19 protein-coding genes are annotated in these 21674 nt (G+C 65.5%); 6 read left to right on the top strand and 13 right to left on the bottom strand.

Going from position 1 to position 21674, the window contains the following annotated elements:
• Nucleotides 1–3: 3 nt before the first annotated feature.
• The 12 genes from AB0I28_RS09700 to AB0I28_RS09645 form a co-directional block, all read right to left on the bottom strand.
• A complete protein-coding gene (locus AB0I28_RS09700; protein ID WP_357491455.1) occupies nt 4–1938 on the bottom strand; it encodes a hypothetical protein in 1935 nt (644 codons plus the stop codon).
• Between the two features lie 12 nt (nt 1939–1950).
• On the bottom strand, nt 1951–2178 hold the full coding sequence (locus AB0I28_RS09695; RefSeq protein ID WP_357491453.1) for a hypothetical protein: 228 nt from the start codon (nt 2176–2178) through the stop codon (nt 1951–1953).
• Nucleotides 2179–2239: 61 nt separating this feature from the next.
• Nucleotides 2240–3733: a hypothetical protein gene (locus AB0I28_RS09690; protein WP_357491451.1), complete on the bottom strand. Its 1494-nt coding sequence runs from the start codon at nt 3731–3733 to the stop codon at nt 2240–2242.
• Complete coding sequence (locus AB0I28_RS09685) at nt 3730–4617, bottom strand: DUF2637 domain-containing protein (RefSeq protein WP_357491449.1); 888 nt, start codon at nt 4615–4617, stop codon at nt 3730–3732. Before AB0I28_RS09685 ends, AB0I28_RS09690 begins: the two co-directional genes overlap by 4 nt.
• Nucleotides 4617–4874 (bottom strand): hypothetical protein, encoded by a 258-nt coding sequence (locus AB0I28_RS09680; protein WP_357491447.1) that lies wholly within the window; start codon nt 4872–4874, stop codon nt 4617–4619. Before AB0I28_RS09680 ends, AB0I28_RS09685 begins: the two co-directional genes overlap by 1 nt.
• Before the next feature lie 10 nt (nt 4875–4884).
• Nucleotides 4885–5094, bottom strand: coding sequence for a hypothetical protein (locus AB0I28_RS09675; RefSeq protein ID WP_357491445.1), 210 nt, complete (start codon nt 5092–5094; stop codon nt 4885–4887).
• Nucleotides 5094–5411 (bottom strand): RRQRL motif-containing zinc-binding protein, encoded by a 318-nt coding sequence (locus tag AB0I28_RS09670; protein WP_357491967.1) that lies wholly within the window; start codon nt 5409–5411, stop codon nt 5094–5096. Before AB0I28_RS09670 ends, AB0I28_RS09675 begins: the two co-directional genes overlap by 1 nt.
• Before the next feature lie 41 nt (nt 5412–5452).
• On the bottom strand, nt 5453–5803 hold the full coding sequence (locus tag AB0I28_RS09665) for a hypothetical protein (RefSeq protein ID WP_357491443.1): 351 nt from the start codon (nt 5801–5803) through the stop codon (nt 5453–5455).
• Nucleotides 5804–5859: 56 nt separating this feature from the next.
• Complete coding sequence (locus AB0I28_RS09660) at nt 5860–6177, bottom strand: DUF6284 family protein (RefSeq protein WP_357491441.1); 318 nt, start codon at nt 6175–6177, stop codon at nt 5860–5862.
• Between the two features lie 179 nt (nt 6178–6356).
• The gene (locus AB0I28_RS09655) at nt 6357–7580 is read right to left on the bottom strand and encodes an MFS transporter (protein WP_357491439.1); all 1224 of its coding nucleotides are present in this window, start codon (nt 7578–7580) and stop codon (nt 6357–6359) included.
• 54 nt (nt 7581–7634) lie between these two features.
• A complete protein-coding gene (locus tag AB0I28_RS09650; protein WP_357491437.1) occupies nt 7635–7838 on the bottom strand; it encodes a DUF397 domain-containing protein in 204 nt (67 codons plus the stop codon).
• Between the two features lie 15 nt (nt 7839–7853).
• The gene (locus tag AB0I28_RS09645) at nt 7854–8714 is read right to left on the bottom strand and encodes a helix-turn-helix transcriptional regulator (protein ID WP_357491435.1); all 861 of its coding nucleotides are present in this window, start codon (nt 8712–8714) and stop codon (nt 7854–7856) included.
• A 258-nt stretch (nt 8715–8972) separates the two neighbouring features.
• Here AB0I28_RS09645 and AB0I28_RS09640 point away from each other — a divergent pair, with 258 nt between their 5' ends.
• Nucleotides 8973–9782 (top strand): hypothetical protein, encoded by an 810-nt coding sequence (locus AB0I28_RS09640; protein ID WP_357491433.1) that lies wholly within the window; start codon nt 8973–8975, stop codon nt 9780–9782.
• 2205 nt (nt 9783–11987) lie between these two features.
• Here the strand turns inward: AB0I28_RS09640 and AB0I28_RS09635 are convergent.
• Entirely contained in the window at nt 11988–12980 is a 993-nt protein-coding gene (locus tag AB0I28_RS09635; RefSeq protein WP_357491431.1) for an HNH endonuclease, read from the bottom strand.
• 1055 nt (nt 12981–14035) lie between these two features.
• Here AB0I28_RS09635 and AB0I28_RS09630 point away from each other — a divergent pair.
• From AB0I28_RS09630 to AB0I28_RS09610, 5 genes are read left to right on the top strand one after another with little or no spacing between them, the layout of a single operon-like run.
• Nucleotides 14036–14962 carry a hypothetical protein gene (locus tag AB0I28_RS09630; protein WP_357491429.1) on the top strand — a complete coding sequence of 309 codons (927 nt, stop codon included), beginning with the start codon at nt 14036–14038 and terminating at the stop codon, nt 14960–14962.
• The gene (locus tag AB0I28_RS09625; protein WP_357491427.1) at nt 14959–16488 is read left to right on the top strand and encodes a hypothetical protein; all 1530 of its coding nucleotides are present in this window, start codon (nt 14959–14961) and stop codon (nt 16486–16488) included. The genes AB0I28_RS09630 and AB0I28_RS09625 overlap by 4 nt, the downstream gene beginning before the upstream one ends.
• Nucleotides 16485–17132 carry a nuclease-related domain-containing protein gene (locus AB0I28_RS09620; RefSeq protein WP_357491425.1) on the top strand — a complete coding sequence of 216 codons (648 nt, stop codon included), beginning with the start codon at nt 16485–16487 and terminating at the stop codon, nt 17130–17132. Before AB0I28_RS09625 ends, AB0I28_RS09620 begins: the two co-directional genes overlap by 4 nt.
• Nucleotides 17129–18181 carry an ATP-binding domain-containing protein gene (locus AB0I28_RS09615; RefSeq protein ID WP_357491423.1) on the top strand — a complete coding sequence of 351 codons (1053 nt, stop codon included), beginning with the start codon at nt 17129–17131 and terminating at the stop codon, nt 18179–18181. The genes AB0I28_RS09620 and AB0I28_RS09615 overlap by 4 nt, the downstream gene beginning before the upstream one ends.
• On the top strand, nt 18178–21663 hold the full coding sequence (locus AB0I28_RS09610; RefSeq protein WP_357491421.1) for a helicase-related protein: 3486 nt from the start codon (nt 18178–18180) through the stop codon (nt 21661–21663). Before AB0I28_RS09615 ends, AB0I28_RS09610 begins: the two co-directional genes overlap by 4 nt.
• Nucleotides 21664–21674 lie beyond the last annotated feature (11 nt).

Genomic DNA, 21674 nt, shown 5'->3' with positions numbered 1-21674 from the left:
CTTTTAGGGCCGGTTGTGGCGGACGATCGCGGCGGTGATGTCGTCTAGCCGGTACCCGCGCGGGGAGGACATCTCCGGCCACAGTGGGGACTCTTTGAGTCCCTTGCGGGGAACGCCGGCGGTGTCCATGGCGGTGCGGATGTCTTGTGCGGTGATGTCGGCCCAGCGGCGCGGGTTGTGTGCGGCCAGGCGGGTGGCGAGTAGTTCGGTGGTGAGCTTGTCGGTGTCGGGCATGACCGACACAGCGTCGCGCAACATGTCGAGGTCGGCGCCGTCGGGCGCGACGCCGTTTTCGGTGCGGATGGCGTTCATGATGTGCAGGCCGGTCCCGGTCGTCCACCGGTCGTCCCAGCCGAAGCGGCGCGCTACGGCGAGGGCGTCGGGGTCGAGGTCGGTGGTGTTGGCGGCGTGGGCTTCGGCGATGGCGGGGATGTCATCGACGGGGGTGAAGGCGGTGCGGGCAGGGATGTCGCGGTCGGTGGCGCCGGTGTTGAACGCTTTGAGGCTGCCAGGGTGCTCGAAGTCTTCGATTTTGATGCGGTTGGCGCCGTTGCCCTGCAACACCTGCCAGGCTTCGGCGGGGTCAGCGACCTTGTAGACCAGCGACAGCGGGAGCTGCGAGATGAGGTCACGGCCGCCGGTCTGCGGGCCGGTTCCGCGCTGCGCGGCGGCGATGACGTCGATGCCGGCGGCGCGGTAGAGCGCCACCAGCTCTTGCAGTCGCGTCGTGAACTTCGCCGACTTCACCAGTTGGGGAAGCTCGTCGATGATGACCTGAATGTGCGGGAGCTTCGGCGAGATCGTCACCTTGTCCGCGCTGACCAGGCGTGAGACGCGGTCGGCGCCGATCGCGAGCAGCATTTCCATCATGCGTTCGGCTTCGGCGAGGGTGCCGGCGACCATGGGAATCACCGGGTGGTCGGTTCGCCCGAGCACCCACGGCGCCACCCACGGTCCCGCGAGGGGGCCGCGCTTGGGGTCGATGAGCAACGTGACGTTGTCCGTGCAGCGGGTCAGTTGGCGGATGATGGCGTGCAGGCCGCCGGACTTGCCCGACCCGCGGACTCCGAAGATCTTCCCGGAGTTCTCCGGCAGCAGCACTTCCAACGCGGTCGAGTCGGCGTAGCGGCCGATCCACAGCGGGTTGACGATCGACAGCGGCGAGGTGTCGTCGGGGAAGGTCACGTCTTCGGCGAGGGCATCGGTCTCGGACACGTGCAGGTAGAAGTCCCGGACGCCGGGGCGGTCGGTGGCGCCTTCGACGCGCAGCGCGCCCTTGTAGGCCGCTCCCATCGCGTGCTCAAGGCGGCGTGCGGAGCGCAACACGTCGTCCACGGTCGAACCGGCCGGCGAGGTCGTGGCTGTGATGCGGCGTCCGCCAGGTGCGGTGATGGTGTCCACGTAGGACACGCCGCGCAGTCCGGCCAGCGCCGCGGCCCGCTCGATCAGGCGCTTATCGGAGTCGATGCCCAGCGCCTGCGCCACCTGCGCGACCGGCGAGGGGATCGGCAACCCGTCGGGGTGCCGTCGCGCCCACCGCTTCACCGCCACCCACAGCGGCAGCAGCACCGCGGTTCCGATGCCGAGCACGGTCAACGCGTCCCCGGTGATGGCCATGTCGAACACGGCGAACGTGGGGTTGATGTTGGCGTAGATAAGCCACGCGCCGACCGCGGCCGTAGCGGCGGCGGCATAGGCCAGTCCGAGGATGTGAACGTGCTTCGACGCTACGGCGATCGTCACCGCAAGCGCCGCGCCCAACAGGCCGACGATCAGCGATCCGGTGCCCAGCGGGATCGGGTAGAGAACCACGCCGAGGGCGTAGGCGAGCACCGCCAGCGGCGGCGGTGAGCAGTACCCGCGCCACGGCCACGGCTGCGATACGACCGCCCGCCACAGCGGAGATTTCAGGGCTTGAATCTGCTGCTGAGTAGCCATTTCGGGAACCCCTTACTGACCGATGTGGACGGTTGTGGGCGCGGTCGGTGCGGTGAGGAGCTGGAAGCTGATGACGATCGCCGGGCCGGTGAAGGTGTTGCGCGCGGCGATGTCGCGGCTGAGATCCATCACCGCGTCCCATGTCGCCAGGGGTTCGGGGTAGGTGACGGCGGTGGCGCCGAACCCGGTGGGGTGGGAGTAGGAGACGTAGTAGGTGTAGCCGGTTCCGCTGCTGGTCATGGCGGGTGTGTCCTCTCTCGGGGTGGGGCCGCGCCGCGAGGTGGGCGCGGCCCCGAGTCGGCTAGCTGTGGTCGGCGTTGGCGATCGCGTCGCGGCCGGCTTCGTCGGTGCGGGCGTTGGTGAGCCGGTCAATCTCGGTCTGCTCGGAGAGGTAGAAGCGGTGCGCGGCGTCGTCGGCGCCGTCCTTGACGACGTTGAGGAGCTGCGCCATGCCGCCGGCGTTCTCATAGCCGGTGAAGTACGTCGTGCCGTCGAGGTTGTTGGCGACCTGGACGAACGCCGCGGCGAGAGCTTCCATCGCGGTGGGGACGGCCTGGAAGAACCGGTGCAGGTCCATCACCAGGTAGGAACCGTCGGAGGCGGTGTCGGGCTGCCACGCGCCGAGGTCGGACGCGGCCTCTACCAGGGAAACCAGAGCGGGGTGCATGTCGAAGAACCTCCGTGTCGGTGCGGGTGTGACGGGTCGAGCGCCCCTGAGAAGCAACTCGATGTTGAGCGGGATCGGAGACATCGGCCGTGAGGCCGGTGCCGGGCGGGTGCCACCGTGGGCGGGAACCGGGGGTCGTGCCGGGGTGGTGCGCTCGGCGATGGCGACATAGATCAGGGAGCGCCAGGCGGTACGCGCCACGCGGGGTGTCGGATGCGACAGTCGACGGGTGGTGTGGGTGTGCAGGCGCCGGCGGATACCGCGCCAGATGGCTCCGGCCATGCGAGCGCCGAGCAAGGCCAGCGCGCCCAGCGCCCACCCGACAGCCGGAACGAGCAACTGCCCCAGGCGCCATGCGCCGATCGCGGCCAGCCACAGCAGCGCCCCCGTGACGCTCGTGATCCGCCACGTGGCCCACCAAGCGCCCCGCGAGCTAGCCCAAATCCGGATCCCGCGCGAGCGTTTCTGGACAGCCCGGCGGGCGCGTCCGGTCGCCCCGGACACCCGACGCCCCGCGCGTCCACCCACCGCGCCACGGCGAGCCGACGACCCGTTAAGCCGTCCACTCCGGCCACCGCCAGCGCGGCCACCGCCGGACAGGCCACCGCGCGACTTGGACGCACCCGAACGCTTCCGTCCAGCCTTGTTCGCCGCGCGTCCATCGGCGCGCTTCGACCGTCCGGACTTGCCTCCGGCGTGTCCACCCGTCGCGGCGGCTTTACGGTCCCGTTTGGCCGCGGCGGCGGCTTTACGAGCCGCGCGGCGACGGGCACGCGAGCCCTTCCCAAGTCCCCCGGAGCGGTGCGCGCCGAGCTTCCCGCCGAGTTTCCCGCCGGCAGCGGCAGCGGCTTTCCGGGCCGCGGCGCGACGGCGCCAGGCCCACAGTCCGAGCAGCAGCGACACCGCCACACCCGCCGCCGCGAGTGGCCAGCGCCCGGCGAGCTGCGCCACGGTGGCCATGACCAGCACCGCCCCCGCACCGCCCCACACGACCACCGTGCGAGCCGCACCCACGCCGGGGACCTCTACGGGCACCTGCGGCAGCTCAGTGCCCTTGTCGGCGCCCATCGCGGGCATCTCTGCGGCGGTGGCCTGCGGGGTGGTGTCGGGAAGCGTTTCGGTGCTCACGACAGCACCCCCAGCGCAACGGCGGCGGCCTTAGCCTGCGGGAGCACGTTGCCGGTGACGCCGGTCGAGACGCCGGCGGCTTCGGCCACGATCCGCACGCTCACCGGTTCGCGCGCCAGGACCCGCCGGAAGTACTCCGCGGCAGCCGCGCCGCCCTTGGAGTTCGGCGGCACGTCCATGCGCTCCCAGTAGGCATCCCACAGCACCGCGACGGGTCCCGAGTCGGGTTCGGTGACGTCCAGTGCGTCCGGCGCGGTGTCCACCGGCACGAGTTCGCGCGACGGCTCGCGGGTCACGCTGTCCGTTGTGGTGTCCACTGCGGCCGGTACCGGTCGGACACCGTTGGACGGCGCGACCGGGGCCGCGTTCGGGCCGTTCGGCGTGGTGTCCGTCGTGTCCGGCGTGGTGTCCGCTCGGCGTGGCTTCGACGTGACGGCGTTGATGAGCTCAACGACAAGGTGGACGGTCAGCGCGAGCATCACGGCGGGGATGGCCGAGACGATGAACCGGGTGTCCGGCGACAGTTCCAACGCCGCGCCGGGTTCGCCGATGGCGTGCAGGCCGTTGCAGGCGATCGAGATCAGTGCGCCGGCGCCGACGACCGACCATGGGTAGAGCGCTGCTCGGTGGCTGCCGCGGATGCGCTGCATGACCAGAGCGGCGATCGCGCCGACCATCATCGCGCCGTCGATGGCGATCGACAGCAGCCACGCCAGTTCGGCGCGCATGTGCGCCGCCTGCGCTACCGCCGTCGTCGCGTCGAAGGACAACGCGAACGCCGCGGCGACGACCGCGAGGATGGAGGTGGTGACCACCAACGACGCCGCGCCGGTCATGACGACATGCCCGAACGATGGGGTCTGTGCCTGAGGCTGCGAGGCCACTACTCGTCACCGCCCTCGACATCACCGTGAACGGTGAGCTGGCGGATGCGGCGGACGCGGACGACGATCGTGTCGTCACCGTTGGGCAGGTGCACCCAGGCGCCGGGGTCGTTGCTCATGTCGTGCATGAGCTTGCGCAGGCTGTAGGCGTCGTCGAAGACGACGGTGTAGGCCGGCCACGCACCGGTGGCGGGGTCGTAGTCGAGTTCGACGGTGACGGTCGCGGGGAACTGCGTGGTGGCGGGAACGTGAGTCATGACGGGGCTCCTATCGAGAGGTGTGAACGGGGGTGGTGTGCCAGGTGCCGTGCTGGCCGCGGAAGTCCCAACCGGCCGCACAAGGACGGCAGGTCCAGCCGATGCGCGTCGCGGTCAGATCCGCGTCGCACATCGGGCAGGCCGCGCCGCCGGCGAAACGCACGTCGGCCGGTGCGCAGGCCGCGAGCCGGTAGGCGGCGGCGACCGTGGGCGCGGCCATCACGCGGCCTTCTCCCACTCGGTGATGCACGATGCGCAGGCGCCGTACTTCGTGGACACGCAGTAGGGCTGTTCGGTCTGGCACTGCTCGCAGACCCGGCGGGCGCGCATTGCCTTGGTCAGCGCGGCGAGCTGTGCCGGTGTGGCCGGTCGCTTCGGCCGGGCCGTCGCGACGTCGTAGAGGAACGCGACGCGGGCACCGAGGCGCCACACGATCTGTGCCTTGGGTTCGCTGGTGCCGGGGGTCAGGCCGATGGCGGCGAGCTGGCGGCGCGTGGCCAGACCGGCCGGTGCCATGCGGTAGGGGTAGGTGGGCATGCCCGCGTGTCGGGTGCCGTCGGGGTCGTAGTCGAAGGCCCTCACGACTGGTCACCGCCCAGCACGAGCGCGTGACCCGCGGCGTAGGCGAGTGACGCCAAGACCTGGTAGCCGGTGGCGGGGATGAGCCTGGGCAGCGCCCAGGCGATCGAGACGTGAACGTCGGGGCTGGCCATCGACGCGGCCAGGTGCAACACCTCGACCTCATCAGCGGCATCGGAGCTGGTGACCCGCCCGAGTCCGATCCAGTTGACGGTGACGCTCATGGCGTCGTCTTCCCAGTCGGCGTTGATGCAGTCGAGGAACTCGCTGCGTCGCAGCCACATGCCGTGGCCCTCGATCAGCATCACCGCAGCGGTGGCGTAGTCGTCGCCGAACGTGGATTCGTACATGGCCGGGACTAGCCCGGCAACGGTCCAGTCATCCCGGTGCACTCGCGACAGCCGCATCACGCCGCCGCCGTCCAGTAGTACACGCCGCATTCGGCGTGGAAGGCGTTCGCGGTCGCCAGGATCGCCGAGTCACGCTCGGCCTGCGCCAGGTCGCGGCGGGCGGTGAACACCAGCGTCCGGCCGGTCGCCGGCGCCTCCGGCCGGTATTCGAGGTCGGCGACGTCCAGCGTCACCGAGTAGCGCTCAAAGGCGCTATCGAGGTCGGCGACCTCCGCCGCGATCCGCGGCCACTCGGCTTCGATCGCACGAAGCTCGGCGGCGGTCGGCTCCCGGTCGTCCCAGTCTTCGACCGGGTGAGGTGCAAGGATCGTCATGGGTCAGCTCTCCTTCCAGGTTGGTGACCCGGTTTCGAGGTCCGGCGGGTGCAACCACCGGGCCTCCCTTCGATGCCGCACATTGTGCATATGCACGATGTGGAGCATGGGAGAAACTTAAATCGTGCCTATGCACGATGTCAAGCGGTTCGGTGCGACTGAGTGCAGAATTTTTTGGGTTAGTTCGCTCGTCGAAGAGCGAGCCCGATCAAGGAACCTGTGATGACCAGCAGGATCACCGAGACCACCATGGGAACACGCAAGGTGGCGCCAGCCGCGAGGAAACCGCCGGCTGCCGACCCGATCGGTGCAGCGCCGTTGCCGATCAACCGGAAAGCTGAAACGACCCGTCCCAGCAGCCGGTCAGGAACCGCTCGCTGACGCGCCGTTACGGCGCCGACCGTGACGACCGTCGACGCCGCTCCGAGCAGCACGAACGCCAAGGCGGTGAACCACGTCCACGGGGCGAAGAGGAGCGCGAGCCAGCCGACCGCTTGCAGTCCGATACCGCCGACGACCGCGCCGGACGTGCCCAAGACCTTTAGGATCCGGGCGGAGGCCAAGCCAGTCGCCACCGCCCCAACAGATGAAGCGGCCATGAGAAGGCCGAACACAATTTCGCTCAGCCGTAGATCGTCCTGCACGTACAGAACAAGCGTCGCGGAACCGATGTTGTAAGCGACGTTGTACGCCGTGAGGCCCAGCGCGAGCAGCACCAGAGTGCGGGAGCGGAACAGGTACCGAAAGCCCTCTTTCGCGGCGGCGATCAAGCTCTGTTCAGTCTCGTGGACAGGGCGCGGCACCTTCGGCAGGCCAGCGAGAAACGCAGCAGAGCTGGAAAACGTGAACGCCGTGAGCAGGAACGGCACCCATGGCGCGACCACGAAGAGAGCGCCGCCCAAAGGCGGACCTATGAGCGCTTGTCCGGCGGTGTCAGCAGAGAACAGCCGGCCGTTCGCGCGCGCTAGCGCATCGTCGTCTCTTCCCACAAGGTGAGGCACCAACGCTTGGCTAGCCGCGTCGAAGAAAGCCTGCCCGCTCACCATCAGAAACGACGTGACCGCAAGCAGGGGCACCGAGCCCACGCCGGACACGAGCAGGGCAATCAGCAGCGCCAAGCCAGCGGCGCGTGCCAGGTCTGCGCAGAGCATCACCGCGCGACGGGGAAGCCGATCCACCACGGCGCCGGACCAGAACCCGACGAGGAACCACGGCAGCGCCGCCGCAGCACTGACCAGGGACACCGCGACGGGATCACGAGTCAGGTAGGCGGCCAGAAGGGGCGCGGCGACCTTGTACGTGCCGTCGCCGACGGCCGAGATCGCCGAAGATGACCAGAGCAGGGGGAACCCACGCCGCGGAGAGGTGGCGTGCTCATCTTCCTTCGCCGGTGAGGCCGTCAAAACGCTCCTTGGGGGTGGCAGGGCTCGCACCACCGGCGCGAGCCCTGACGATGGTTACAGGTCGAACGCACCTTCGCGCAGGTCGTTGAGGAACCCGCGCCACTCGGCGTGCGCGGTGACCAGCACCGGACTGTCACTGACCTTGCTGTCCCGAACCCCGGTCGAAGCGGCTACGGACGCCACTTCAACACAGTTCCCGTCGCCGGAACCGGTCGACTTGCGCCACTTGGCGGTGGTGAACTCGCTGGCAGTTGTCATTAGACCTCGCTAGCTCTAGTCCGTCTGTCCACTCTGTAGAGCGGTCATGATCCGTTGGATCAGCGCCATTGAAGCAGATTCGGACAGTGCCGAGGAAGTCACTCGTTCGAAGAAAGTGGACAGAGCCTCTATCGGCTTCGGATCGGTGATGCGGTGGTCTGCGGTCGTGGTCTCCACGAGAGCTTCGGTCGGCGTGTCGCCCTCGAAGTCGAAGATCATGAGCGGGTGCTGAATGAACGAGCTCTGTCGCTCGCTGAACGGGACGATGCGTAGCGAGACGTTCGAGCGCTGTGCCAGTTCAAGCGTGAGAGCGAGCTGGGCGGCCATGTCGCCTACCTCGACCGGGCGCCAGTGCAGGGCGCTCTCCATGAGCGTGATGGCGTAGGCGGGGCCGTGCGGTGCCGTCATGGTCTCGCGGCGGGCGAGCCGGAAGGCCAGGGCGCGGTCTACGTCGCGGGCGCCGGCCATCTCGATGATGCTGCGGGCATAGGGCTCGAACTGCATGTACCCGGGTATGAAGAGCGGCTGGTAGTGCCGGATCGTCCGGGCGCTGCGCTCTAGCGCGATAAAGTCGGCCTGCCGGCGGGCGAGGCCCGATCGCGTGCTGTTGCGCCACTCACCGGGACCGCCAATGGACTCGGCGGCCAGCGGGAGCAGTTCGGCGCGCTCGGCCGCTGCGATGCCGTAGCAGTCGAGCAGCGCCACAACGTCTTCCAATTGAGCCATGGTCTGTGCCCGCTCGATACGACTCACCTTCGACTGGTTCCAACCCAGTTCCTCGGCGACCTCCGCCCCGCTGCGCTCGCGGTCCACCCTGAGCCGCCGAAGCTCGTTCCCGAGCTTCCGACGGGCTGCAACTTGATCCGGCGTTGCCACTCGGCCACCTCTCTACACGTGCCTATGCACGATACTCGATAATGCCGTTCTAGAACGGCATTGCCAACGAGTGGGGCACCTGATGTTTCGGGCACCCGGATGCACTTGAGATCGGTGGCGTCCGGCCATGAGCCAGATCTAGAAGGCGGGAAGGGTCAAGGTCGTAAGGCCTGCCTGCGCCAGGCGAACAGAGGCCCCTCGCCCAACGCATGCGTGACATGCTGGCGGCGGCTCCAGATGACAACGGGAGGTAGCAGCTTGTTCTCCATCGCGACCGACGCGGCACCGGGTCGGCCCAACGAAGACTTCGTCGTAGTCACCCCGGAAGCAGCGGTCATCGTCGACGGCGCCGGCATCCCCTTCGGCGGCTGCGAACACGGCGTCGTCTGGTACGCCCGGCAACTCGGCATCGGCACGATGGCGGCGCTCGTGCACGCGCCGAACGAAGACCTGCGCCTGATCCTCCGGGCCGGCATTGAGTACGTCGTCGGACGGCACAAGAACACCTGCGATCTCACCAACCCGGGCACGCCCTGCGCAGCCGTCGGCATCCTGCGCATCGGTAAAGACACCGTGGACACACTCGCCTTGTCGGACGTCTCCGTCGTCGTCGACACCGACGCAGGCCCGATCGTCACATGTGACCTCGCAATCGAGGAACTGTCCGGCACCGAACCTGACGCCGTGCGCGGCAGGCGCTTCGGAACGCCGGAGCACGCCGCGGCGATCGCCACACTGGTGGCGAAGCAGACAGCGACCCGCAACCGGGAGGACGGATGGTGGTGTGCAGCCGCAGCACCCGAAGCAGCCGATTACGCCCTAGTACGATCAGTCGCCAGAGCCGACGTGCGACGAGTGGCGATCATGTCGGACGGCGCCTCACGGCCGGTCGACCAACTCAACTCCGACGATTGGCCGAGCTACCTCGATCGCCTCGCGAAGATTGGGCCAGCCGAGATGCTTCGCTACGTGCGCGAGATCGAGACCGACGACCCCGACGGCGTCCGCCACCCGCGCACGAAGCGCCACGATGACGCGGCGCTAGCGTTCGCCGACCTCTCGCCATAGAAGGGGGCCACCTCAGGGCCATGTTCTGGAAGTTTTGCCTCCAGGGTCTACTCACCCCCTTCAGTGATCGGACGGCCGCCCACACCTGGCCGGGGACGAGCTTGGTGCCACTCGATCACACGAGTCGGCCGCCACATATGAGTGCGCCCGACGGTGAGGTCCGATGCAGGCATCTGATCGCGCAAGCGGTACGAGCTGACCGTGCCTACGCGAACGCCCAAGTAGTGAGCAATGTCGGAGGTCGTCCACCATTCGGCCTTTGGATCGGGTGTGGCGGATGTGCTGTTCACGTTCGACATTCGGAACGTCCCTTCGTGCGGTCCCGTCTCGGGCGCGCCTCAACCCGTTAGTCCCGAACCCCATCGTGACATCTGCGAGTCAACGAGCAGGTGTGCAGGCTGTAGGTCGCGGGCATGCGCCCGCAAGGCAAACCTGCCGTGCGCCCCACGAGCATCCGATCGGTTTCAGGCTAAGACTGAACAGCCTATTCCGACCTTGGCTGCGCTTGGGCAATCTTTAGGGCAACACTTGCCTAGTTCTGATTGACTGATCCCATGCTAGATAAGCTCAGCGTCGTGCTACGCGCCGACGGCTTCTGCTGGCTACCTACCGCGTCAAGCACTGCTGTCGCCACTGCGCTGGGAAGGCCAGGTTTGCCCCAGCATCTTGTGCCGATCTCCACCGATGCGGCCAGGCCAGGGAGTCTATCTGCCGTCTACGGCACAGGGGCATTTCCGTGGCATACCGATGGGGCTATTTCTTCTAATCCTCCCCGCTGGCTGATTATACGCGCACTCGAAGCGGCAGAGCCAACTTTCACGGAGATCCTGCTTCCAAACGAAGCCGTGATCAAACTGATGAAACGCACCCTACTTTCGGCACGTAACCACCTAAATCAACTGCGCTATCTTCCAGCGCATGTTCCGGCGCAAAATGACAGTTACCGCCTGCGTTGGGACCCGCGGACGTGCGCGCCAAAATCAGGCCTAACCATCACTCATATGGAAAGCCAAGAGCCAACCGGAAAGATTCGATGGGACACCTGTGAAGGAGTACTCGTTATTGACAACTTTCACGCACTGCATCGACGACCAGGAGTATCTCCGACAGCAAGACGGAAGCTCGAGAGAACCTACGTATGGGAGACGTAATGTGGGACTTCGATAGCCTCTTGGGTAAGACCAAGGCATATTTTGAGCGAGCAGAACAGCACCCATATGGGGACGATGAAGAGTTTGCAATATGGCTACTTCTAGGCCTCGAATTCTTGATGCGGGCTCCCCTTGCCGCGGTGCATCCGACACTCCTCGCCGACCCTCGAGGCAATGATATCTTGCATGCGGCAGGTTTCCCGGGTCCCACTGGAAGCGCCGAGCCAAAATCTATCCAAGCGAAGACGGTCATCGATCGTTTGGAGCGGATAGTTCCAGATTTCTCGGGGCAAGTAGCGAAAGATGCAATTCTCCTAACTGGGCTTCGCAATAGAGAACTACATACGGGACTGAGTCCGCTTTCTGTTGCTCCAGATGCCTGGATGCCGCGATTTATGCGCGTCGTAGACTGTATATGTGCACACTTGAAAATCGATGCCGCGGATCTCCTAGGTGGCGACATTGTCACTCACGGAAGATCACTGGTCGATATCGAGGACCAGAAGCTAGAGAACGAAGTGCGACAACGAATCGCTACAGCGAAAAGATTCTTTAGTCAACTTCGAGACGATGAAATCGCAAGTCGACGAGCATCTCTGCCTTCCATCTGCGGAAATCCGCGTTTCGAATACGTGCCGACCGTAGAGTGCCCTGCTTGCGGAGAGGCTGTACGACTCACACTAGAAGCACTCAGGGTGACGTCAGAACGATTGGAAGAAACCGAAGTTCTTCGGGAAGTAATCTACGTCGCCAAAGGATTGAAGTGCCATGTCTGCGACCTCGAGCTCGACGGGACTGGTACGCTGAAATGCGCCGGGCTCGCGCAACACTACACTCGAACCGAATCGGAGAGCCTCGAAGAACTATTCCTTAATTCTCAAGATTTTAGCGGTGATTACGGAAATGACTAACGCACTACAATCGGCCTTAATCCTTCCTGCAGATCCGACTGAGAAGATAGAATCAAAGCCCATGAGTAAAGCCGCAGTCGCAGCTAACTCGCGGAGCCGTCACCTCCTGGTCGAGCTATTAGAAAGACTGGTTCGCGACGGGCTTAAGTGCGCTGATCGCGCACGATCGCGGCGAGGTCTTCGATGCTGAGCCAGTCGGCGCCTTTGCGGTGGATCATGCGGTGGCAGTTGGAGCAGATCAGAGCGAGGTCGGCCACCTTGGTGGAGGTCTCGCCGGTGACAAAGAGCGGGGTGCGGTGGTGGCATTCGATGTAGTCGGCACCATGAGCGCCGTAGGTCTTGGCGAAGTCGAAGGCGCAGACCTCGCACGCGATCGGCTTGCCCTGCCGCTTGACCTGGGCTAGCTTCTTGGCCTTGAGGCCTGGCTTGCGTTCGCGTTCGAAGTGCGCACGGAGCAGCAGGCGGCCTTCTGCCTGCTCGATGTCGTCTAGGTCAGGCTCAGCGATGCCCGGTGCATCGACGTCGATGCCTGCGGCAAGGGCTTGCCGGATCGCGGTGGCTTCCCTGCGGATTCTCTCGGGGTCCGCAAGGTATTCGAGTAGGACGACCCGGTCGAGGCGGTTGCCGTTGGTGGCGGCGCCTTTGTAGTCCGGGTGCTGTGTGGCGATGTCGGCGGACTTGCGGGAGACGCCGGCGAGGTTGCGGAACTTGCCCGTGCGGACCGCGGTTGAGTGGATACCAGGTGCTTGGAGCAGGTCTGAGAGTTCCTTGACTCGCGGGTCGGTGTCGTTGACTTGCTTCCAGCGGTTGTCTGCGGTGATGACGCAGGCCAGGACGATCTCTTCTCTTGTCCAGTCGGGGTCGCGGTACATGGTCACGGTGAACCCGAGTCCTTCGAGCAAGGACTTAAGGTCCTTGCCTGCGGGCAGGTCATCGGGTGGGAGCAGCTGGCCGTGTGCTTGCTTGTGGGCGTAGCTGAGGATGGGTTCGGCGTCGTAGCGCAGGCCGTCGTGTTTGAGGTAGTACTCGCGGGAGCGGCCGAAGCCTGTGACGGTGAGGAACTTGTCTCGGCCGAGGTGGTTGAACTCGGCGACCGCGGCTTGGACGTGAGGGGCGTTCACATCATGGAGGGGCACAGTCCCACGATAGGACAGCCCGCCGATAGTTTCCGGGGGCTGACCGGTGCATAACTATGGCTGCGATGGCCATCCTGTGGCCGAACCTTCGCCGCCGGTGTCGTTTACGCAGCTCAGGGCATGTGTCTTTCACGCCCTCCGGAGGCGTGTGCGCAGGTTCGAATCCTGCCGGGGGCACGACTCAGATGGGAACGGCGGCAAGGCTTTCGAGCCTCCGCCGTTTTTGCTTGCCGGGTCCGTGCAGCCACTCGTGCTGCGAATCGTCGGCGGGCAACGCCTCAAAGTCGGTATCAGTTACGCCGGGAAACCGTCGCCGTCATCACCGAAGACCACATCCTGCGCCTCCAACACGGCAACACCGACATCGGCACCCAACCCCACCCGCGCCATCCAACCCCTGAACCCCACATTGACACAACGATCGCCGAACCAGTGGGCGGCTCGGAGCAGACCTACTCATCCGCACACCAAGCAGATCGCTTTCACCTGGTGGCGAGCTATTGCTCCCTGCTTCGTGATCCAGCTTGCCCAGGCTTTGGTAATCATCGCGGCGGTCACCTTGTTCTTCACTCCCGACGGCGTCAGTCAGATCGTCGACGCCCCGGAAAGCGCCAGCGGCCTGATTGGAATGCTTCCGCTTTTCTGGGGACCAACGAGCAACCCACTAGCAAGATCGAGTCCGATGCCGAGGACCCGGTGGCGACCTGGTTGGAGCCCGCAGATGACAGTGGCATACCAGGAGAAGCGCTGCAGCAACCGAAGATTGCAAAGGTGCGGTACCGAAGGAGCGACGATCCGTCAGCCATCGACGACCCAGTTCGACAAGGAATGCGCTGACTGCAGTCACTAGCATATGATTCGAACCGTGACTATCCGAGTTTGATGACCAAGGACCACCGGGTGTCGCATATTTGGCGGCTTCTCGGCGAACAAGACGACATACGAGCGATGGGAGGTGTCGAGTGGCGGCGCCCCAGGCGACAACGACACCCGTCCACTTGGCGCTCGCAGAGCACCCGCTTGCTGCAGCAGAGCCAGCTCCATGGATTGGCCCCATGCTGGCGCTTGGAGCGCGGGTATCACGATACGCCGCCACCCACTCGGGCCAGCAACTCATCGTGGCCCTATCCGTGCCGCGCCGCGACTTTGCGGCGGCACTGATTGCGTCCGGCTGGGTGATGACCCGTCCTGCGCCGACGCTCGCCGCCCCACTGGACATCCTTCGCACAGCCAAGAGGGGTGTCGTAGTTCGAGTAGTGACTGAACGTGAGGTTATCCTGGATCGCTTTACAAGATTCAATCAAACCACTGATCCTCCTCGGCTGCACCTTTCGGATACGCTATGGGAGGCGACAGCCATCCGGGCGGTGGCGGTAATCGATGGTGTCGAGCGCGACTTTCCTCGGCGGATGGCACGACCTCATCTCGGGGCGATCGGCCGAATTGCCCGTCTTGGTAACACCTGGGATACCCGCTTGGCGGCAGCGAGCGTAGACCTTGGGATCATTGGCACCTGTTCCTGGCTGCGCGATGACTTCGACGTCTTCTTGAGCCGTGAGGGAGACGAGTGCCAGTTGTCCAAGGCACTTGTTGAGGACCTGGCCAGAGCAACTGAGAGGGGCACAGCGTACCGGGTCGGGTTCGGGCATGGTTCGCTGCTGGATGTCGTTCTACCGGAGATCCCGAAGGCGTCGACAGCGTTTACCAAGGTGTATGCCTCTGCACGGCTCGCGGACCAGTTGCCTCTGCCATCGGTCCTGCGTGCTGTGGTGCTCGACGGTAGCGGGGCGATCAATCATCTGGCTGAAATCGAGACTCCGGTGGTGGTTTGCATCCTTGACCGCTCGGTGGCTGATGAGACGGCCGCCGAGAACATCGTCCAGATGCGCAACACGCGCGGAGAGCCGGTTTCCGTACGGACGGACCTGGGCTGGCGTCCGCCCGCCGGGGTCGAGGCGTTGGCTTTCACGGTGGCCTTGTGAACCGGATTGGGGATCTGAATCGGCGATACGCCGCATCGGCCAAGGTCACGCGCAGCGGCGTTGAGGTCGTGGCCGTCGGGGACCCATCTGGCGCCCGTCTCAATGCTGCGGTGCGCCGCCTCGTGGTGACGGCGCAGGATGACAGCCCAGAACTTTGGGAAGACCTTGTCGGAGCAGCGAAAGCGCTGCGCTGGCGCTTGGTAACGCAGCCGCAGCCGATCGAGTTGAATCCTGCGTTGATCGCCGCCGCAGCAAGGGTGCAAGGCCAGGTGAGCCGCCTGAAAGGTGCTGTCGCAGACGACGGCCTTCTCGATGAAGTTCTCAGTGCTTCCGAAGCTGTCGGTTCGACTGATCCTCGTCTCGGTGACCTGCTTCTGCGCTCGATCGAGGAAGTCGGCGCTGCTGAGTGCGTAGTTGTCGCTGCGGGCAAGGCCGCCCAGACGGCGCTTGCGGGGTGGCTCGGAGACCGGGGCGTCCGGGTACTGGCGGCTGGGGAGCTGGGGCGCGGGCAGTTGGCAGTCGACCAGGCATACGTTGTTGGTCCACCCTGCCTCTACAGTCCGTCTCTCGTGACAGCGCCGGTGACTGAGGAAGTCAGTTTCATCCTGCCAGCATGGTTCGGTGATCGTTCGATCCCCCAGTCGGCGATCGCGGCCTATGCGGACGGTGCAATTCGGGTTGAGGCCAGGCTCTTCACTGAAGGTGACGTGAGCGAGCCTGTGGTCGACGACGACGACGACGACGACGCCGTCGGCGAGGTCGAGGACGAGTTCCTGCCGCAGCCCAATTGGGGCACCGACCGACTTGTTGACCGTGAGCCCAGTGCCGATGAGGTTGGAGCACGCAAGGTACTGCTCAGCGGCAATCTGGCGATCTGGCTCGATGATGGCGACCGCATACGGGCTTTGGCCCCGGAGCAGCCGCTGGGGGAACGTGTCGTCTACACAGAGGTGAAGGCGGTTCGTTACGGCACGTTTCTCTTGCTCCGCCGGGGAGAGAACGAGCTCGGGGCGCTGTACCGCGCGGCCCTGGCGCGCCTTCCGGGCAAAGCGCCGGTCATCGAAACTGCGCAGAAGGCATGGAAGGACAGACTCAGCCGTCGCCTTCAGGAGTTGTCGTACCAGCGAACCGTGAGCGAGCTGCGCGCCCGCGGCGTTAGGACAGCTGAGAGGGCTCGGGCGTGGACCGAGCCCAGCTTGTTGCGCCCGAATCGTGACGAGGACTTCGAGACGCTGCTGCAGTGGCTTGACATCCCAATCCAGCCGACCTTTGGCTATGCCACGATGCTTCGCCGCGCCCACCACCAGGCGAGCGCTGACCTGCGCGAGCAACTGGAGCGGGCGGTTTCGGAGGCAGACCTCTCGGCTCTGGAGCGGGACGGGCACTGGCTCACCGAGAGCAAGCATGAAGGCATCCGCGGCCTGATCGCGACCCGAGTGCTGGCGATATCGCCTTACAGGGAGATCATCTCGCGCCACGATGCCCGGGTGCCGTTTCAGGATCGGAGCGGGCAGTGGCTCGAATGATGCCCCCCTACTGCCCGGAGAGTGCGCCACCAGGTGAGCACCTCGTCTACGTCACGCTCCAGCGCAGCGACGATGCCGAGGACTGGATCGTCCTGCACTCGCTGGCGATTGCCGATCATTTCCGTCAGGTCGAGGGGGAAGCCGACTTTGTCATTGTCGTGCCAAACGCCGGGGTAGTGGTCATCGAGGTGAAGTCGCACTACACGGTTGACCGGCTTCCCGACGGACGCTGGAAGCTTGGCAGCAATCCGCCAGTGGCAAGGGGGCCGTTCCAGCAGGTGCGCGAGGCCCTCCACAGCATCCGCGACTTCCTCAAGAAAAAGGGCGTGGACCTCCGAGGCGTTCCGATGGTGAGCGCAGTCTGGTTCACCCTTGTTCGAGCGCGCACAATGCTCCCAGCAACACCCGAGTGGCACGACTGGCAGGTGCTCGATTCGGAGGATCTTAAGCATGGCACGGCTTCGGCTGTGCTGCGGACGCTAGCCGCTGGCACGAAGCATCTCGACAGGAAGATTCAATACTTCTCGTACGGAGGCACCGGCCCGGCCCCCGACACGACTGAGCGGATCGTATCGCTGCTTCGTCCGCGCTTTGAAGTGGCGAGGGCCGCCGCGACACGCGCCGCACCCGGGAATCGCAGATGACCGCCTTCCTGGAGGAGCAGTACCTCGGACTTGATGCCATGGCAGACAACCCGACAGTGTTGTTCACCGGCCCTGCGGGCTCGGGCAAGACCTGGCTCGCAATGGAGGCAGCCTGCCGCGAAGTGGCCGTCGGTAGGCGGGGCCGCCTGCTCTGCTTCAACCGGCTCCTCGCCAAGCAGCTCACGGCCGATCTGGCAGACGTCGCGGGACTGACAGTCGGAACGCTGCACCAGGAGCTTCTTCGCATCACAGGTGTCCCGGCACCAGCGGGCGCCAGGGCCAGCTTCTGGGAGCAGGAGCTGCCCGATAGGGCGCTGGAGGTGCTGCTCAATCGTCCAGACCTCGCCGGAGACTTCGTGATCGTCGACGAGGTCCAGGACATCGCGAAGGGGCCTTTCCTCGACGTCCTGGACCTGCTGGTGACCGGTGGCCTGCGGAGCGGGCGTGTCCTGCTCTTCGGGGATTTCGAGCGTCAGGCCATCTTCGAGACGGGCGACGGCCGCGCGCTCCTGCGGGCTCGCGCTCCGCACCAGACCAACTTCCGGCTCTCAGCGAACTGCCGGAACCTGCCGCGCATCGGGTACCAGGTGAACCTGCTGGCCAAACTGGAGCCCGGCTACCAGCGGTTCCGTCGGCAGGATGACGGCATCGATCCGGCCCCTATCCCATACACGGTCGGCAGCGACCAGTCGCCGCTGCTCTCCCATGCGGTGAAGACCCTGCGCGCCGACGGCTACAAGCTGAACGAGATCGTGGTTCTGAGCCCGCTGCGCGAGGGCTCGACCGCGGAAACAACCACCGACACCTGGCTCCGCCAGGTGCTTTATCCGGCCGATGGCCGCCGTGGCCGACCGGGGCAATTGCTAAATAGCACCATCCAGGCCTACAAAGGTCTTGAGGCGCCTGCAGTAGTGGTAACCGATCTCGATCGCCGTGGCATACCGGGATTCGAGGCACTCCTGTACGTGGGGCTGACGCGCGCCACCGATCGTTTGTTCGCTGTCGTTGAGTCCGGCACGCTCCGTGCAGCTATAGGAGGTACGACATGACTGGTGTTGAGGCGCGGGCTGTCATCGAGGGGACGGTCCGCCGGGAGCTGTTCGGCCCGCTGCCGGGTGACGAGCCCGCCGGCATCCCGCTTGATTGCCGGACCGGCACCATCCACTTCGACACGGCCGAGGCGAGTCGAGGCCAGTTCCATGAGGCGACCAGCGGGCAGGAAATCCTGACGCAGTCCGACCCGCTGCGTCGCTACGGCATCGGAGTTCTCTACAACGGTGCCTCGCAGGCTAGCGGGGGCACGACTGCACCAGACAGCGGCAGCGATGCCGGGATCCGGGACGTAGACATCACCGGGATGCCTGGTCTCGCCGAGAACGAGGAGAACCCCGAAGGGCGGCCGATCGAGATCAGGGGCAGGCTCCGCTTCGACGAGGCTGACTCCGACGACTTCGATCTGACCGATGCGAATCGTTTCAAGCCGTCCGCGATGGCCATCTCCTTCAAGGTGCGTGTCTGCAACGGGAGCTCGCTCAAACTGACGGTGTCAGGCGCGTACTACGACCGCCTGAGCGCGCGTATCCCCGGCGTCGCCAAACCGCGCACATGGTGGCTCCGTGTGCCCTTCGAGCTTTCAGGTTCCGTCGCAGGCGCGGTAGTTCAAGGCTCGACGAACAAGCTACTCGAAGTGCCGGTGGCAGAAGCTGGCGACCAGCCACTGCGGATCGCGCCGACTGTGCAGATCTTCAGCAGGCCGGTGCGTGGCGAGACCGACCCGGAACTTCGGCTCGTCACCATCGCCCTCTTGAATCGGGCGGCGGGGACGGGACCGAGTAGCGCGCTGTTTCAGATGGGTCTGACCGCTGCCTCGGTGGACGGCCTCGCGATCAAGGCGTACCCCGAGGTTAAGCAGAGTAGTCGCGGAGACGAAGAGCAGTCCATCGGTCTGCTCTACCGGAAGAAGCGCACGTTCGCGATTGGTCATGGCTGCGCTGCCGACTGGGGTGGGGGGAAGCCCGATGGCGGGATCGTCGACTGGGTACGCGCCGATCCTCTGCCCGCGTACGAGGTCGTGAGCTTGACACCTGATATCTACCTCTCGGGTCTTGACGGCGAGCGCCGACGGGTGACTGTCAGCATGGCTGCGCTTGCCGACGGCAGCCCGGAAGGGTCCCAGCAGCTGGAGATCGTGCTCCGCCTCTACGAAGAGTGGATCGCCGAACGCGAGGCTGAGATCCCTGCCCTGCCGACACCATTCCAGGCCGCCGCGCGTCGGCACATGCGGCTCTGCCGCGAAGCGCTCGGCCGGATGCACACGGGCTGGGCCCTGGTGAGGGCAAACCCGATCGCCAAACGGGCTTTCCAGCTGGCGAATGAGGCGATGCACTTCCAGCAGGTGCGCTCCCGCCTCCCCTACCGCGAGGTGAAGAGCAGGCGAGACGGCACCCTCCGCCCAGTCGGTGCACACCCGACCGCGACGCCGCAGCCGGGGCAGGGGAACTGGCGCCCCTTCCAGATCGCCTTCATCCTGGCGAGCCTGCCCGAGCTCGTGGAGCCGAACCGGCCACGCCGCAAGGTGGTTGACCTGATCTTCTTCCCGGCCGGTGGTGGCAAGACCGAGGCGTACCTAGGTGCCTCGGCGATCAGCCTGATCGCCCGCCGCCTTCGAGATCCCGCCGACGCCGGTACGGACACCCTGATGCGATACACGCTGCGGCTGCTGACCGCTCAGCAGTTTCTGCGCGCTGCATCACTGATCTGCGTACTTGAGGACATCAGATCCAGGAAGGTGACGGAGCTGGGCAAGGAGCCGTTCGGGATCGGGATCTGGCTCGGAAGCTCCTCGACGCCCAATACGAGAAAACAAGCGGTTGCCAGCCTGAAGCGGATGCGGAAACACCCACAGGAGCAGAACCTCTTCCTACTGCTGCGCTGCCCCTGGTGCGGGACGCAGATGGGTACGAAGGCGCGGGGGCGAAGCGGCCAGGACGTCATCGGCTACGAACAGGTCGGCCAGAAAGTCCTACTGCGCTGCGTCGACCAGTCCTGCCGTTTCGCGAACCGCAAGGGCCTGCCAGTACACGTCATCGACGACGATATCTACGACGTCCGCCCGTCGATCATCATCGGCACCATCGACAAGTTCGCCATGATGGCCTGGCGCCCGATGGCGCGGCGGATCTTCGGGTTGGGAAACGCCGGCGAGCGCGAGGTCTCACCGCCCGGGCTCATCATCCAGGACGAGCTACACCTGATCTCAGGTCCACTCGGTTCGATGGCAGGCCTGTACGAGCCTGTCATCGACGACCTGTGCACCGACCACCGCGGTGCCCAGCCGATCCCACCGAAGATCATTGCATCGACCGCGACGATCCGCCGGTACGAGGATCAGATCAAGGGCCTTTTCGGCCGTGAAGACGTCGCGCTTTTCCCGCCGCATGGGCTGGAGGAGAGCCACTCCTTCTTCTCCGAACCCGCCACGCTCCCTGACGGAAGCCCGGAGCCGGGGCGCCGCTATCTCGGCATCATGAGCGCGTCCCTGGGATCCACGCAGACGGTGCAGGTACGGGTAGCATCAGCCACCCTGCAGGGTGCCACCCTGATCCCCGAAGCCGACCGCGACGGCTACTGGACCAACCTCAACTTCCTCAACAGCCTCCGCGAGCTCGGCAACACCGTGTCTCTCCTGGAATCCGATGTGCCCGACTACTTGACGGGTTTGCGCCGACGAGACGGCATTGAGGAGTTGCGTTGGCCAAAGTACACAATGGAGCTCACCTCGCGCCGCCGCAGCGATGAGATCCCTAAAGCCATCCAGCAGTTGGAGACGGCGTACGGCCAGCAGGGCTGCATGGACATCTGCCTAGCCTCGAACATCATCGAAGTCGGCGTCGATATCGACCGCCTGGGACTGATGACCATCGTCGGCCAGCCCAAGACCACCGCACAGTACATTCAAGTCAGTGGTCGCATCGGCCGCCGAGCAGACGTGAGCCCGGGACTCGTCCTGACGATCTATGGTGCCGCGAAGCCGCGAGACCGCAGTCACTACGAGCGCTTCCGCACCTACCACCAGCAGCTCTACTCACAAGTAGAGCCGACATCAGTCACGCCGTTCGCCACTCCTGTACTCCGCCGTGCGCTGCACGCTGCCGCGGTGGCGCACATCCGCCAGGCGACACCCGGCATCGAACCCCACCCGTTCCCTCAGACTGAATACGAAGAGGCGATCGCACTGCTCCGCGAGCGCGCCGAGATCGCCGACCCTGGCGCGGTCGGCACGCTGGACCGCATGGCCGACAGGCGTGCCCGCGAGTGGGCGAATTGGGAGCGCACACAGTGGGAAGCCAACGCCATCGGCGGCGATCCCAAGCAGGGCTTGATGCGCTTCGCCGGGAGCCTGCCCTCCTTGGACAGCCGGGCGCCCATCTGGGACGTGCCGACGAGCATGCGCAACGTCGACGCTGAGTGCCGCCTGAAGATCTCGACGGCGTACGTGCAAGCTGACGCCGACGAGGAGGACACGCCGTGAGTACTGGAAGC

The sequence above is a fragment of the Phytomonospora sp. NPDC050363 genome (assembly GCF_040655735.1).
Classification (GTDB): Bacteria; Actinomycetota; Actinomycetes; order Mycobacteriales; family Micromonosporaceae; genus Phytomonospora.
This window is presented reverse-complemented; position numbering and strand designations above follow the sequence as displayed.

Coding starts and splice junctions, on each gene's coding strand:
- AB0I28_RS09700 (WP_357491455.1), bottom strand. CDS start 1,938: ATGGCTACTCAGCAGCAGATTCAAGCCCTGAAATCTCCGCTGTGGCGG.
- AB0I28_RS09695 (WP_357491453.1), bottom strand. CDS start 2,178: ATGACCAGCAGCGGAACCGGCTACACCTACTACGTCTCCTACTCCCAC.
- AB0I28_RS09680 (WP_357491447.1), bottom strand. CDS start 4,874: ATGACTCACGTTCCCGCCACCACGCAGTTCCCCGCGACCGTCACCGTC.
- AB0I28_RS09675 (WP_357491445.1), bottom strand. CDS start 5,094: ATGGCCGCGCCCACGGTCGCCGCCGCCTACCGGCTCGCGGCCTGCGCA.
- AB0I28_RS09670 (WP_357491967.1), bottom strand. CDS start 5,411: ATGCCCACCTACCCCTACCGCATGGCACCGGCCGGTCTGGCCACGCGC.
- AB0I28_RS09665 (WP_357491443.1), bottom strand. CDS start 5,803: ATGTACGAATCCACGTTCGGCGACGACTACGCCACCGCTGCGGTGATG.
- AB0I28_RS09660 (WP_357491441.1), bottom strand. CDS start 6,177: ATGACGATCCTTGCACCTCACCCGGTCGAAGACTGGGACGACCGGGAG.
- AB0I28_RS09650 (WP_357491437.1), bottom strand. CDS start 7,838: ATGACAACTGCCAGCGAGTTCACCACCGCCAAGTGGCGCAAGTCGACC.
- AB0I28_RS09630 (WP_357491429.1), top strand. CDS start 14,036: ATGCTGGCGCTTGGAGCGCGGGTATCACGATACGCCGCCACCCACTCG.
- AB0I28_RS09620 (WP_357491425.1), top strand. CDS start 16,485: ATGATGCCCCCCTACTGCCCGGAGAGTGCGCCACCAGGTGAGCACCTC.
- AB0I28_RS09615 (WP_357491423.1), top strand. CDS start 17,129: ATGACCGCCTTCCTGGAGGAGCAGTACCTCGGACTTGATGCCATGGCA.
- AB0I28_RS09610 (WP_357491421.1), top strand. CDS start 18,178: ATGACTGGTGTTGAGGCGCGGGCTGTCATCGAGGGGACGGTCCGCCGG.